We start from the raw sequence: 14,174 nt of genomic DNA on the forward strand, positions 1-14,174 counted from the left end.
GACCATTGGAGCCCTTGTCACTGTGTGAAGGTCAAGCCGTCGAGGGTGAGATAGGCGTCGAGCTGAGCCGCACCGGCCAGCAGCGCGCGGGCACGAGAGGTCAGCCGATCCTGCCAGGAATCGAGGAATGCGCGTAGCGGCTCGGCGCCACCGGCCTCACGCAGCGAGTCCAGGAACCGGGCGACCTGCGGCAGCGGATGGCCGCCGCGGCGCAGTTCGCGTGCGATCTGCGCATCACGCACAGAATCCGAACCGTAACGCCGATACCCCGTCGCCGGATCGCGGTCGGGACGCACGATGCCGTGGGACTCCCAGGTACGCAGCGTGGCCGGGTGCAGGCCGAGTCGGCGAGCGAGTTCGCCGACGGTCAGCGGCTGTCCGCGCAGCGGAGCCGGCGCCGCGCCGGACAGGGCGGTCAGGGCCGACGCGACCTCGGTGCGGGTCTGGCGTTCGGCGACCAGCGCCGCATGCGTGGCATCGATGAGCCGGTAGGCGGATTCGAGCCGCCCCTCGTTGATCGCGCACATGATCTCCGTCGCCTGCTGATGTCCGTGACCGCGGCGCAAAGCCAGAAATGCGCGCAGCGCCTGCGCGTGTGTCGAGGTGTAGCGGCGGTGGCCCGCCGGGCTGCGTTCGGCCACCGGCAGGATGCCCGCCTCGTCGTAATTGCGGATCGCCTGTGCGGACAATCCGTGCTCACGGGCCAGATCGACGGGTCGCAGCGTGCACCTCCGATTGAAGATTTTTCTCGAAAACACCAGGTGGAATTCACTGAAGTCTCACTCGATTCTTCAACGATATCGTCACATGGGAAAGCTTCCGGAAAGGGGATTGCCATGTCCATACCCGCAGCACTGCACACGATCGGCCGCCCACTGGACGATCCGCCAAGCCTGGGCCGCGTCCTGGACGAGCTGCTCAGCGCACGAGCCGAACCGCCCGCGATATTCGCCCTGGGCGAGCCGGTACATGGCATAGCGGCGTTTCCGTTGCTGCGCAACGACATCCTCGCGCACCTGGTCGACCGCGGATACCGCTCGATCGCGCTGGAGACCGACGCGCTGGCCGCCTCGATGGTCGAGGATTACGTGAACGGCGCGAACATCGATATCGATACCGTTCTGGCGACCGGATTCAGCCACGGTTTCGGCGGCATCCCCGGTAATCGCGAACTGCTGCACTGGCTTCGAGCGCACAATGGCACTCGCGAGGCACCCGATCGGGTGCGATTCCACGGCTTCGACGCGCCGGTGGAATTCTCCGCCGCACCGAGCCCGCGCCGTGCGCTGTGCGTGGTCCGCGACCATCTGCCCGAGGCGCTGTGGCCCGTCTCGGTGCAGCGGCTCGACGAGTTGGCCGGCGAGGACGCCGACTGGTCCGATGAAGCGGCCATGTTCGATCCGGCCGCATCGGTCGGCGATTCCGTGCGGGCCCGCGCCCTTCGCGTCGTCGCGGACGACCTGGTCAGCGCCCTGCGGCGGGCCGCGCCGAGCCTGCGTGCCGCCGATCCGCGACATCACCAGCGGGTCGTGGCGCACGCCCGCGCCGCGCTGGGGCTGCTGCGTTATCACGCGGTGATGGCCACTCCCGCACCCGATCGCATCGCGAACCTGGGCAGCATGCGCGCGGAGATGATGGCCGAGAATCTCGTCGCGATCCTCGCCGAGGAGCACCGTCGCGGCCCGAGCCTGGTCTTCGCACACAATGCGCACCTGCAGCGGGCACGGTCCCTGATGTCCCCGGAGGGGGCCGGGGTGGGCTGGGGCAGCGCCGGCGCCCTGGTCGGATCGGTGCTCGGCGACCGCTACCTGGTGGTGACCACCGATGCCGCTCGCCCCGGCGAACCGGACACTCTGCAGGGCGTGCTGGCCGAGGCCGCCACCCGGCGCACCCTGTTCCCGGCACCGGCCCTGCGCGCCGCGCTCCCCGACCCGCTCGCAGCCACTGAACCCCTTGTGCCCGGCCATATTCCGCTGCGTCCGGATGATATCGAGTCCGCCGACGCAGTGCTGCTGCTCGCCGACACCGGCGAAGAACAATATCGATACTGGTAGCCCAGCGGGTCCGGATCAGGTCATGGTCAGATGCCGCAGCCGCGGCCACAACTGGGACCACGACTCGTGCGGGCCCGTGCACCACCACACTTTCTGACTCGAATCGTCTCCGATCATCGTGCGGCACTGGTCGAAACGACCACGCAGCTCGTCGATGTCCGAACCGACGTACAGCACACTGCGCGCGGAATCCGGTGGGGCGGCGAAATATCCGTACGCTCGATTACTGCTGTACGCGGGAGGAAGCCCGGCGCCGGCGTACACATCGATGTACGCGGCGTCGATGTACGACTGACCCATGACGATCGTGCCGCGACGGTCCTGCTCGGGCAGATCGTAGTAGGACTTCGCGGCTCGCTGCGCAATCGTTTGTGCCGCACCGGGGTCGGCCGCCGAGCCGGAGATCACCACGATGCCCGCGGCCGCGGCGGCGCTGAGCGCGTACGCGGGCCACACCACCCAGCCCCAGCGGCCGCCGGCCAGTCTGCGCTGCTGGAATCCGAGCGCGCCCGCCGCGCACAGCGGCGCGTAGATGCCGTCGAGGTAGTAGGGCCGCCCGACCGTGACGACGAAGAAGATGAACAGCGCGATCGCACCGACCCCCACGAAGCGATACGGACGCTGTTCCGGAGCCCGCAGCAGCCGCCACAAGCCGTACAGCGACAACGCCGTTCCGGCCACACCGCCCACCGTGATCAGCGATAACGTCACTCCCGCGCGTCCCCCGTACAGCGCCGCGGCCTCCGAGGCGACCACCGACCCCATCCGCAGCTGCGGCCACCCGTTGTGAGCCTGCCACAGCAGCGTCGGCGCGGCGAGCAGCAGGCCGATTCCCGCCCCGGCCCACAACAGCGGACGGCGGAGCAGCTCCCGCGGCCCGAACACCGCCGCCGCGGCCAGCAGCACGGCGCACAACAGCAGCACCTGGAACTTCGTCTCCGCGGCCACTCCGGCGACCACGCCGATCGCGAGCAGCAACCGATCCTGGCGAATCCGCACCCACCGCACCAGCAGCCAGACCAGCGTCAGCCACTGCACCGGTTCGAGCGTGTACGGGGTGAGCCAATGCCCGACCAGATTCGCCCATAGCGCGGTCGCCTGCGCCCCGGCGGTGAGCAGCTGCGCGCGCCGATCGCCGCCCAACTCCCGCGCGATCAAGGCCGCCAGCAGCACCGCCGCCGCGGTCGCCAACACAGCCGGAATGCGCAGCAGCACAAGCGAACCCGGGGCAAGCCAAGCCAGCGCACCCGCCAGGGCCGGAACCAGCGGCGGCTGATCGGCCGACCCCCACGCCAGATGGGACCGGCCGATCGCCACCATGTACGCCTCGTCGAACCAGTAACCGCCGCGCAGACCGCACACCAGATGAACCACACCCACAACCCCCGCGACCGCGCCCACCGCCCATCCGGCGAACGCGGGCACCGCCGGGCCACGGGTTTCCGATCGCACCGTGAGCTGCACCGCCGAACCTCCTAGCGCAAACCTGTCGGGTCCTCGATCCTGCCCGGCTCGAACATTCGGGCACATCACCCGGCACACGCATTGGTGATGCGACCGCAGGACCACGCCAGGGTGAGCGCCTCATCCTCGGGGATGAGAGGCGACACCGGTATCCGCCCCTGCTGACAGCCCGACGCCCGAACGTGGTCACCGAGACGAAGTACTGGCGATCGAGCGAGCACGTCCCGGCTGAACGCGGAACAGACTGTTACGCAAGAGTTTTCCTGCACCGGTCCGGGTGCGGTCGGTGACAGGAACGGAGTGGCGCGAGTGGGCGATCCATCGGCGGACGAGAGGTATTACGGTGCGGCACCCGGGGAAGAATGCGGTACTTCGCCTGCGCCACAACCGCCCGCACTCTCGTGCGGGATCGGTGAGCTCATGAATTATTCCGCGCGGTACCGGAGTCGCCGCAGGACCCGGCCGTGCGGTCCAGAGACGGGCAAGTCGCGCTCAGCGGCGTCCGACCTGGTCGGGGCTTGTCGGTGGCGAGTGGGCAGACTGTGGTCATGGCGGATGGGATCGAGTGGCTGTTGCTGGTGTACCGGGTGCCGACGGAGCCGACACGGCACCGAGCGGCAGTGTGGCGGCGGCTGAAAGCGCTGGGCGCGGTGTATCTGCAGAACTCGGTCGCGGCACTGCCCGCGTCGACGGAGTCGGAGCGGGCATTGCGGGTGCTGCGCAATGACATTCGCGAGATGCGCGGCACCGCGCAGCTGCTGCGCGCGGACGCCCTGGCGGGGCAGGAGGAGATCGTCGCGGCCGTGAATGCGGCCCGTGATGAGGAATACGCGGAAGTCTTCTCGCGGTGCCGGGACTTTCTGGCCGAGATCGCGAAGGAGACCGCGGCGGAGAAGTTCACCTACGCCGAGCTCGAGGAGAACGACGAGGATCTGACCAAGCTGCGGGCCTGGTTCGACAAGATCCGAGCCCGTGACCGGCTCGCTGCCGCCGGACAGGCCGGGGCCCAGAAGGCGCTCGATGAGTGCGCTACGGCACTGGAGGGGTTCGCCGAACGGGTCTACGCGGCCGAGCTGGGCCAGCCTTGACCATCAGTTTGTAACGACCGTTATGCTCCCGGAATGACGACAGATAAGCACACCGAGATGCGGTCGGGCGAACGGGCGGGACCGAATCGGTTGTCGCCGCTGCGGTTCGTGATGGCCTTCGGCGTGGTGAGCATGCTCGCCGACTTCGTCTACGAAGGCGCGCGCGCGATCGCCGGCCCGTATCTGGCGACCCTGGGAGCATCAGCGGCGCTGGTCGGGTTCGTCACCGGCGCGGGTGAAGCCGTCGCACTGATATTCCGGCTGTTCACCGGGCCGTTGTCGGACCGCACCGGCCGGCGGTGGGCGCTGTCGATCACCGGTTACGCGCTGACGGTGGTGTCGGTGCCGTTGATCGCGCTGACCACATGGCTGTGGGCTGCTGCGGGCCTGGTGATCGTCGAACGCTTCGGTAAGGCGGTACGCACCCCGGCCCGGGATACCATGCTGGCCCAGGCGAGCATGGCCGGACTGGGCCGCGGTAAGACGTTCGCGGTACACCAGTCGCTGGACCAGTCCGGAGCTCTATTGGGGCCACTGCTGGTCGCGGCTATGATCGCGATCTCCGGGTACCGGGCCGGATTCGCCGTCCTCGCCATTCCCGGCGCGCTGGCCCTGCTCACCCTGGCGTGGTTACGCCGCGCCGTCCCCCGGCCGGCCGCCTACGAACCCACCCACCACCGCAGCGCCACCGCACCGGCCGTCGATGGCCGGTTGCCGGGGCGGTTCTGGTTGTATGCGGCGTTCACCGCGGTCTCGATGGCGGGGTTCGCCACGTTCGGGGTGATCTCGTTCCACATGCACGCCCGTCACGTGCTGCCCGACGGGTTGATCCCGGTCACCTACGCCGCCGCGATGGGCGCCGCGGCGCTGGCCGCCCTCGGATCGGGTTGGCTCTACGACCGGATCGGGTTGCGGGGGCTGGTGATCGCGCTGCCGCTGTCGGCGGTGGTGCCGCTGCTGTCGTTCTCCGCTACACCGGCGTTGGTGTGGGTGGGCGCGGCCGTGTGGGGCGCGGCGATGGGCATCCACGAATCCACCCTGCGCGCCGCGGTCGCCGATCTGGTACCCGTTCACCGGCGCGGTACCGGGTACGGGGTGTTCACCGCCGTCTACGGGCTCGCATGGCTGGCCGGCTCCACCGTGATCGGCGTCCTCTACGGCCACTCGGTCACCGCGGTTGTCGTGTTCACCCTCGCTACCCAGGCGATCGCGTTGGCACTTTTCGTGCCCTTGGCGCTCGGCCGTACCCGCGGCTGACTCGAAAGACGCTGCGCGGCAACGCGCCCGAGGGGGTATTCCAAGAAGGGGTAGCGGGTGCCCGAATACCGAGCGGAGACATCGGTTCAGGCTGATGGCTCCCCGCGTGGTCCGATGCCCGCCATCAGGGTGGTGACCACCGATTCCGCTGAGCTCGGTAATGTCTCGGCGCGGGCCCGGGGCAGGAGCGCCGAGAGCGCTTCGTCGTGGCAGATCCCGACCAGGATGGCAACGGCGGCGCCGAGGTCTGCGGCGGGGTCGAGGCGGCCGAGGTCGTGTTCGGCGTGCAGGTAGTCCGAGAGCCGGTCCCGCCAGTCGAGTTCGCTGCCCGGCCATTCGGCGAACCGCGACAGCACCGCGGGCTGGGTGAGCAGGCTCGTGAAGACCGGGATGATGGCCCGGTGCAGAGCCAGTCCCTGTTCCAGGTAGGTGGCCAGGTTCGCCGCCACCGACGCGGTGCCTGGTTCGGGCAGTGGCGCGAGTGCGCCCTGCACGCTGTCCACGTGTGCGCGCAACGCCGCGCCCAGCAGCTCCTGCTTGTCGGCGAAGTGGTTGTAGAGCACGCCATCCGCGACACCCGCTGCCCGCGCGATCGCCCGCACCGTCAGACCCGCGCCGCCCTGCTCGGCGAGCAGTTGCGCGGCCGTCGCGATCAGATGCTGACGCAGGTCGCGGTCGTCACGATCGCGCAGTGCGGCTGCCTTTCTCGGGGACATACGGCATTACGGTAGCGGCCTGGTCGCGGTGACCAACCAGGCGGCTGCGCCCAGATGCACCCCGTCGGGGCGGGCGAACCCCTCCATCGCGTCGGCGATCGCGGCGCGGACCTGCTCGTCGGTGGCGAAATCGTGCACGCTTCGGTGATATCGCACCGGCCCCCAGTCCATGATGAATCGGGTGGCAGCAGCGATGTCGGGGCCCCAGATGCTGTCCGCGTCGATGCGGCGCACCTGGACACCGACCAAGCCCGCGGCGGTGAGCAGCCGTCGCACAGTGCCGGGATCGGCGAAGTCGTCGAGGCTGGGGCCGATTTCGAAGCCGGGTAGATGCGTCGCGGCCGCTGCAAACACGCGGCCGATATCGGAGTCGGTCAGCGCGGGCATGGACACGAAGGCGAGTCGCCCGCCGGGCCCTAGCGCACGGGCACGGGCGATGTTGCCGAACGCCGCCACCGGATCGGCGAAGAACATGATGCCGAAGCGGCTGAGCGCGACGTCGAACGCGGCATCCGGGACCGGATGCACCTGTGCGTCGCCCTGAATGAAAGACACATTGTCCACCCCTTCGGCCTGCGCCTGTCGCATGGCGCGGGTCAGCATCGGGCCGGACAGATCCAGGCCTGTCGCCGCAGCCGCACGCCGCGCCGCCAGCCGGGTCAATTGGCCGTTGCCACAACCGATGTCCAAGACACGGTCGCCGCTTCCCACCCGCGCGGCATCAAGCAGCGGCTCGTTGAATCCGCTGTTGACCGCGTCGTAGCGGTCGTAATTCGCGGCCCAATGCTCGCCCTCGTAGCCGTTCCAGGCTTGCGACTGGGCGAGGTTGACGATCTCGGTCATGACATCCAACTCATTTATGAACAAGCATTCATGAACATGTGTTCATAATGCTCGCGAGCGGCTCCCCGGTCAAGGGCGAGGTGTCGATTCGATCAGCTGCGACGGAATCGCCACGCGACCGCTTGCCGATCCGTCTTGCTCTCCAACCGTTTTCGGGCATAGAACTGTTCGGACTCCACGCTCCAGCGGGTGCTGCACTTTTTGTCGAATCACGCGGTACGGGAGCCACTCCCGCCGACGCGGAGAGCCGGCCCGGCGACCGACTGCGCGCGATCAGCGGCCGTGATCGCGAGGAGCTCCGCACCCAGCCTCACGCCGATCCCGGGCAGGCTCATGATCACATCGGCGCTCGGGCGGCGGTGGAGGCCTCTCGAGCGCGCAGCGCCCGGTGCGGTAGCTGTGGCGGAGAGAGACATATCCGCGCCTCGGGCCCGTCCTGTGTGTTGTCGCCCCGGGCGAACCCGATCCGGTGGAGCGCGCAGGTGCCTCGCGGATCAGTGAACGTGGGTCCCCTGCTGCATCCGAGCCGACTGCCGAACTATCTGTGCGACAACATATTCGGCAGCGGGTCGGATGGAAATCACTGCGCCGGCGGTTGCTGCTGGAACCCGGACGCGGGCGGCGGTGTGGGCGTGGAAGTCCCGGATTGCCCCGGCCCCGCCTGGGTCGGTTGCTGGTTCGTCGAGGGCGCGTCCGGGGCGCTGCCCGGCTGTGGTGCGGCGGGGGACTGGGCGGCCGAGTCCGGTTGCGGCGAGACGGTCGGTGGCGTCTCGGAGCTCGGGGGTGTGCCGAATCCACCGGGGCGCTGCAGGACCGTGGCATGACCTCCGGAATCCTGGAGCTGCCCGAATGGGTTGGGCGGCTGGGGGATCGGACTCTGGTTCTCGGCCGGGCCGGAGGGCGGTCGCAGTACGGTCGGGTCGGCACCCGAGATCTGGGGCGCTCCGAACGCGGGCTGCGGTGCGGGCGGCGAGGAGTACAGCGGCTGCTGGGGTACCGACGGCTGCTGCTTCGGTTGCGGCGCGAACCCGGGCTGAGAATAACCGGCGGGCTGGTGGTATACGGGCGGCGGGGCATATCCGGCAGGAGGCTGCGGTGCGGGAAATCCGATGGGAGGCTGCGGGTTCTGCGCCGGGGGGTGCGGCCACTGTGGTACTTGGCCCGGAGCGTGCTGTTGCTGCGGTGGCCATCCCGGCTGCGCGGGAACGGCAGGCCGGGACGGCGACTGCGCAGCCGTCGAGCGAGAAGCCAGGTACAGCAGGACGATCGCGGTCAGTGCGAACAGTGTGGCGGGGATCGCGAGCCAGAAGTGGTACGCGTCGCCGCGGTATCCGGAAGGGCCGACCGTGAGAGTGCTGAATGGACCGATGAACGCCATACCGGCCGAGAGTGCGACGGTGAGGTTCGCTGCGGCCGGATTGCGGTTGATCAGCGCCAGCACCGCACCACATACCGCCGTTGCGACGAGGACGACCCAAGTCAGTACGTACCAGTCGGTCAACCAGTCGGCGCTCTCGCCGAGGGACATGCTGATGATTCCGACGACCAGAGTCAGCATCACCAGGCCCGCGGCCACCAGCGTCAGCACATTGCGCGAGCCAGCCGGACGCTGCGCCGGAAACGGCGAATTCGGTTGCCCCACAGGCATACCCGGCTGAGCGGGCCACCCGTAACCCTGGGACGGTGGCGACGGCATCGGCGCCGGGCCGGGTTGATACGGGTTGGCCATCGCTGAAACTCCCTGCTGTCGTGCACAAATGCCGAAATCAGATGTCGATCAGCCTAGAGGTTTCGCGCACGTCCGGCAGCACTACCGAGCGTCGCGCGGCAGAGCGGCGCCCGCGGGAGAGCGCCGGGTTACTGTTCCTGCGCCCACGGCGGGGGCGCCAGGCGTTTGGGTGGTGACTGCCGATGATCGAGATACGCCGGCGGTTGTGCCTCCTGCTCGGCGTGCGGTGGCTGCGGATCGCGCGAGCCCGGGTGTTCGGAGGCCGAAACGTCGTGCAGTTGCGGACGTCCGCCGTCCGGATGCGGCTGCCCTGAACCCGGCGGCGACCACCCGGGCGCCGGCTCCGGCTCGACCGGCGGCGGGGCCAGGAAGCCGCCGGGCCGCCGCAGCACCGGCTGAGCCGGTGCGGCTCGGTTCGGGATGGCCTCGGTACCCGGCAGCCGAAGTGAGTTCTGCGGCGCGCCGCCGAGCGCGTACGGCGTGTTCTGCGGCGGTCCGAACGGCTGATGCAACGGGCCACTGCCCTGCGGTGGATTCCCCTGCTGGGGATTGCCCTGATACGGGGCAGGTGAGTCACCGAATCCATTGCGGGGCGGCCCGGACGGGACCTCGGAGCGCGGTGGTCCGGCTGGCGGTTGTGGTGTGCCCGGACGCCTCATGTTCAGCGGGGCGGTCTCGGGCGCGGGAACATTCGGCGCGATGACGTGGCCGGGCTGCTGCGGCTCGCCGCCGGGTGGCGGGAATGGCGGCGGCGTGCGGAACCCATCGTGCCGATCCGGTTCGGCGTTCGCGGACCCGGCGGGCGGCGCCCCGATGACCGGACCGGGCTGTTGCGGTTCGGCTACCGGCGGCCGCGCTTGCTGTGGATTCGCTGTGAAGTCCGGTCGGGGCAGTACCGTCGTCGGCGGATCGATGTGCGGCACAGCGGGAATGCCATCGGTCGCCGCATGGAACAACGCCGGATCAGGCTGCGCGAACGGTTCCGTCGCCGGAGTCTGCGCCGCGACGCCCGGACCCTGCTGCGGGGGCACCGGACCGCCGGCGTCGGATTCGGCGGGTCGTGATGCGAGCCGTTCGGGCACATAGGGTTCCGGCGCCGCCGGACGCGGCGCACCGGCCGGTGCGGGCTGCTGCGGGTGCGGCGCGGATCCGGCTCCGGACGCGCCGAACCCGGATTCGCGGTCCCGCGGTGGTAGTGCGGATTCGGGCGCGAACGCCTCGACCGGACCCGGCTCGGGCAGTGACATCTCCGGCAGATTCAGCGCCGAATCCGCGGTCGTCGCGCGGTCACCGGAAGCCGAAAAATCCTGCGGTGCTTCGTCTCTCGGACGTTCAGGAGCCGGGAGTGCGGATATCGCGGGCCCGATCTGCTCGGATGGTTCGAGCGACGACGCTTCGGCGGCGACCGGCTCGCGCGGCGCCGGTGGCGCGCCGATCACACCGTCGGCCTGCTCGGCTACGGGTGCGGATCGAGACGGCAGCAGCGGCCGATCCTCGGAGCGGGCTTGTGCGGTGTAGTCGTTCTGATAACGCGGCGAGTCGAACTCGTTCTCGCGCTGGCGCGCGACGAATTCCTCGCCGCGGTCCCGCGGTGAGTCGGCCGCGACGATCCGCACCTCGGGCGACCACGAGGCCCGATACAGTGCGACGATCGCGATCGCGGTGGCCACCACGATCGGAATCGCCGCCCACGTACCGTATTTGCCGATCACGTCGTCGACCGAGCCTCCGGTCAGGTTCACCGCGTTGAACAGCAGCATCGCTCCGGCACCCAGGGCGCCGGTGAGACGGCCCACGGCGGGTTTCATCCCGGTCACCAGCAGCACGCCGGCGGGAATCGCGATGATCGCGGCCAGCAGCGAACCGAAATCGCGGGCCTGGATCTCGTAACCGGGCTGCGAGAGACCCCACACCAACCTGCCCAGATAGGTCAGCGTCGCGAGCAACAACATGACCGCCGCCAGCACATCCGCGAGCGAATATCGCCGTCCCCGGGGCGCATCCGGTTCCGGCGTCCGGCCCCGACCAGGGTCCGGCGCCACCGACATGGGCCGATTTCCGGGCGGGTGCGGGTTGTCCATCGGTGAAACTCCCTCGTAGCTACGCGAACACTCGGTAGCCTATTGGATGCTGTCGCCTCTGGCATATCGCTGTATCCCCAGAACCTCGATCACCCACGCGGTGAATTCGTTCGTGTGGGTGCGTGCGCCGTTGTGCATGCCCGGGAATTCGACGACCTCGATGCCGAGCCGCTCGGCGATCCGCGCGGCCGGTCGCGAGGGCAGCAGTTGGCGCGATTGCGCGCCCACGCCGAGAACGAGTCGATCGGCCACTGCGCCGAGCGTCGCGAAATCGGGTATGTACGAAGTGAATTCACACAACTCGTACTGCATCATGACAGGCGCGTTGGCGGCCAGTCGCGCCCACATAGCGGCCTGGTTCGGCGTGAGGTCGCCCGGGTCGGGCGAGGGCGCCATCGCGCCGCCGATGCCGTCGAGGAATCGCTGCGACGCGGCGGCCGTGCCGTCGGTGCGCGCCAGGTGGGCGACTTCGGTCACGAAGGCGCGGAGTTCGGCGGCGTCGGGCAGGACCGCGAAACACGGCGGATCGTGGGCGAGGAGTCCGCGAACCACCTCGGGATGGCGAGTGACCAGATCCAACCCAACGATCGCGCCGTCGCTGCCACCGACGACATAGGCCGGTTCGTCGGTGAGGTGCCGCAACAGCAGGTACGCATCCTCGCTCTGCACCCGCACGTACTGCTGCTCGGCCCGCCCGCTGTCGAGCGTGCTCCGTGAATACCCACGCGCATCCATCGTGACGACGGTGACGTGCGGCGCGAGCAGCTCGGCCATCTCATCGGCCCCGTTGGCATCGCCCCCGCCACCGGGCAGCACCAGCAGCACCGGACCCGCACCGCGAATCTCGTGGTAGATGGTCGCGCCGGGCACGTGGAAGGTATCGGATCTCATTATGACTGTACGTCTTTCGTCAGGAATCAGCGGGTTCGTCGATCGGTGATCGGGCGCCGCCGACCGAGCGAATTACTTTTGGTCTTAGGATATCACCTAATATAATTAGGCCAACCCGGTCGCATAGGGCAGCCGCGGCGTCGGCACGCGAATTCGTCGCCGGCCATGAGTTCCGGTCCGCGTTGCGGGCCTACTGCGTCCGGCAGAGCGAAGCGGCCCGGGATATCCCGGGCCGCTGCATCGCAATTGGGAAGAACTCCGGCCGTCCAACCGTGTCGCACCGAGCCGGCCGTGTGGTTACGGCGCCGCCGAGTGGCCGCTACAAGCCGGACCGGGTGGCGCGCTCGATGAAGGGCTCGAGCATGGCCAGTGTCTTGCGCAGCTGTGGCCGGTCGCCGCGGGTGCTGGCGGTTTCCACGATGACCTCGCGGCAGTCGGCCTCGGCCAGTGCACCGATATCGGGACGACCACCCCGCCTACCTGGACGTCGACCGCAGAGAACGACGACGAATCGAGACGGCGATCAACGTCGCCCGCAAATGTTCGGACCGACCGACCCGGCTACCCGGCGCTTGCGGTCGCCGAATGAATTTGCCGATGAAGGCTGCCGCCGAACGTTCGAGTCACATTATGCCGCAGCGTATCCGGTGAATTCATGCGCGGTCACGGTGACCATGCGACCGCCCATCGCCCGCACCTGCGAGTGGACTCTGGGATCACCACTGGGCGGCAACAGCATCGACCACACGGGAGTTCCGTCGACACCATCGATCGCCTGCACGGTGACACCGTCGGTCAGGATGAGATGGGTTGCGTCGGTGATGCCGTCATAGCTTGTGAATTTCGTGGCGTGTTCGAACGGCGAGGGCCGCTTCCAGATTCGATGCCCGTCGGTGAGATCGAGCCCGGAAAGCGTTGTGCCATCGAGCGATCGGATGATCACGGTATCTCGCACCACACCCTCGATCGCGTCCTTGCGCCCGGCTGTGTCGTCGATGCCGATCTCGGGATTGGTCCACAGGACTCGGCCTGTCGTGCGCTCGTAGGCACTCTCGCCGGTCAGGATCGGCAGTGGCGACGCGGTGGCGACCGGGTACCACTCGAGCATGAAGCTCGCATTGGCGACCTCGGTGATGCGGTGTCCGTCGCGGCCGAGCAACGCGACCTTTCCCGCGGTGCCGTTGCGATCGATCACCTGCGAGGCGATCATGCCGCCGTCGAAGACATAGCCGACCGGTCCGGTGAAAAGCGGCTCGCCAGTGCGCAAATCGTAGACACGAATGTTGCCGTAGCGCCCGTACCGGAAGTAGTCCGGTGCGCTGATGACGGGTGTGACCGGCTCTCCGGGAACCACTGTCGGAAACGTCTTACGCCAGCTCGCGGCGATATCTGAGACGGTTCCTCGCGTGAAGACAGCGGTCTGCCAATCCGCGGTTCGCCCCGCCACCGTGACGACACCGTCGCGAGCATCGACCTGCTCCACCTCGAAATCGGTGATGTGGTCGGTGAGCACCGTGCCCGTCGCGCTGTCGACGATCAGGACCCGATGGGTGTCCCAACAGCTCAGCAGGCCCTGAAACACCTGTTCGGCGCAGCTGGTGATCGCGCCGACATCGATTGTCCAGTGCGGCTTTCCGGTATCGGGGTCGATACCGTGCAGTCGCACCGCGCTGACCGGCTGCCCGACCCCGCCACCCGCGCTGTCCGGCACCGCGGTGGCCGCCACGATCGTGGTCCCGGCATCCATCGGCGTGCCGTTTCCGTAGTAGACGTTCAGACTGTGCGGAGCGGACAGTAGAACCGCGCCGGGCTCGGTGGACAGATCGGCGGCGCGCACCGTCCAGCGACGAGTGGGTGCGGAGCCTAGTGTGGGCTCGATACGAAACTTGCCGCCCACCACCGGCGTTGCCTGCTGGGACTGCCGTGGTGATCGGTCCGCCCATACGACCGCAGCGACACCCACCACGACGGCCACGACCAGCACCACGATCCAACTTCGACGCCTGTTCGGACCGGTGAACCACTGTGCAGCCGTGTTCATGCGGAGAGGT

11 protein-coding genes are annotated in these 14,174 nt (G+C 68.7%); 3 read left to right on the top strand and 8 right to left on the bottom strand.

Translation table 11 applies throughout. The annotated features are described in order from the left end of the window. Nucleotides 1-17 precede the first annotated feature (17 nt). Nucleotides 18-722, bottom strand: coding sequence for a MerR family transcriptional regulator (locus NV1_RS20550; protein WP_067893889.1), 705 nt, complete (start codon nucleotides 720-722; stop codon nucleotides 18-20). A 114-nt stretch (nucleotides 723-836) separates the two neighbouring features. Here NV1_RS20550 and NV1_RS20555 point away from each other — a divergent pair, with 114 nt between their 5' ends. Next, entirely contained in the window at nucleotides 837-2,054 is a 1,218-nt protein-coding gene (locus NV1_RS20555; protein ID WP_067893641.1) for an erythromycin esterase family protein, read from the top strand. 15 nt (nucleotides 2,055-2,069) lie between these two features. Here the strand turns inward: NV1_RS20555 and NV1_RS20560 are convergent, their stop codons facing one another. Then, entirely contained in the window at nucleotides 2,070-3,518 is a 1,449-nt protein-coding gene (locus NV1_RS20560) for a glycosyltransferase family 39 protein (protein WP_245713822.1), read from the bottom strand. Nucleotides 3,519-4,066: 548 nt separating this feature from the next. On the opposite strand from NV1_RS20560, the gene NV1_RS20565 reads away from it, so the two are divergent. Both NV1_RS20565 and NV1_RS20570 read left to right on the top strand, forming a co-directional pair. Next, nucleotides 4,067-4,606 (top strand): Chromate resistance protein ChrB, encoded by a 540-nt coding sequence (locus NV1_RS20565; RefSeq protein WP_067893644.1) that lies wholly within the window; start codon nucleotides 4,067-4,069, stop codon nucleotides 4,604-4,606. A 33-nt stretch (nucleotides 4,607-4,639) separates the two neighbouring features. After that, entirely contained in the window at nucleotides 4,640-5,863 is a 1,224-nt protein-coding gene (locus NV1_RS20570; RefSeq protein ID WP_084525563.1) for an MFS transporter, read from the top strand. A gap of 86 nt (nucleotides 5,864-5,949) precedes the next feature. Here NV1_RS20570 and NV1_RS20575 read toward each other — a convergent pair whose 3' ends face one another. The 6 genes from NV1_RS20575 to NV1_RS20600 form a co-directional block, all read right to left on the bottom strand. Further along, complete coding sequence (locus NV1_RS20575; protein WP_067893645.1) at nucleotides 5,950-6,579, bottom strand: TetR/AcrR family transcriptional regulator; 630 nt, start codon at nucleotides 6,577-6,579, stop codon at nucleotides 5,950-5,952. A 6-nt stretch (nucleotides 6,580-6,585) separates the two neighbouring features. After that, nucleotides 6,586-7,422 carry a class I SAM-dependent methyltransferase gene (locus NV1_RS20580; protein ID WP_067893647.1) on the bottom strand — a complete coding sequence of 279 codons (837 nt, stop codon included), beginning with the start codon at nucleotides 7,420-7,422 and terminating at the stop codon, nucleotides 6,586-6,588. Between the two features lie 580 nt (nucleotides 7,423-8,002). Next, nucleotides 8,003-9,151: an ABC transporter permease gene (locus NV1_RS20585; protein WP_157117178.1), complete on the bottom strand. Its 1,149-nt coding sequence runs from the start codon at nucleotides 9,149-9,151 to the stop codon at nucleotides 8,003-8,005. Nucleotides 9,152-9,279: 128 nt separating this feature from the next. Next, complete coding sequence (locus tag NV1_RS20590; RefSeq protein ID WP_157117179.1) at nucleotides 9,280-11,232, bottom strand: hypothetical protein; 1,953 nt, start codon at nucleotides 11,230-11,232, stop codon at nucleotides 9,280-9,282. Between the two features lie 39 nt (nucleotides 11,233-11,271). Next, nucleotides 11,272-12,123 (bottom strand): alpha/beta fold hydrolase, encoded by an 852-nt coding sequence (locus NV1_RS20595; RefSeq protein WP_067893653.1) that lies wholly within the window; start codon nucleotides 12,121-12,123, stop codon nucleotides 11,272-11,274. A gap of 628 nt (nucleotides 12,124-12,751) precedes the next feature. Then, entirely contained in the window at nucleotides 12,752-14,164 is a 1,413-nt protein-coding gene (locus NV1_RS20600) for an outer membrane protein assembly factor BamB family protein (protein ID WP_084525564.1), read from the bottom strand. Nucleotides 14,165-14,174 lie beyond the last annotated feature (10 nt).

The organism is Nocardia vaccinii NBRC 15922, assembly GCF_001613305.1.
Lineage (GTDB): Bacteria > Actinomycetota > Actinomycetes > Mycobacteriales > Mycobacteriaceae > Nocardia > Nocardia vaccinii.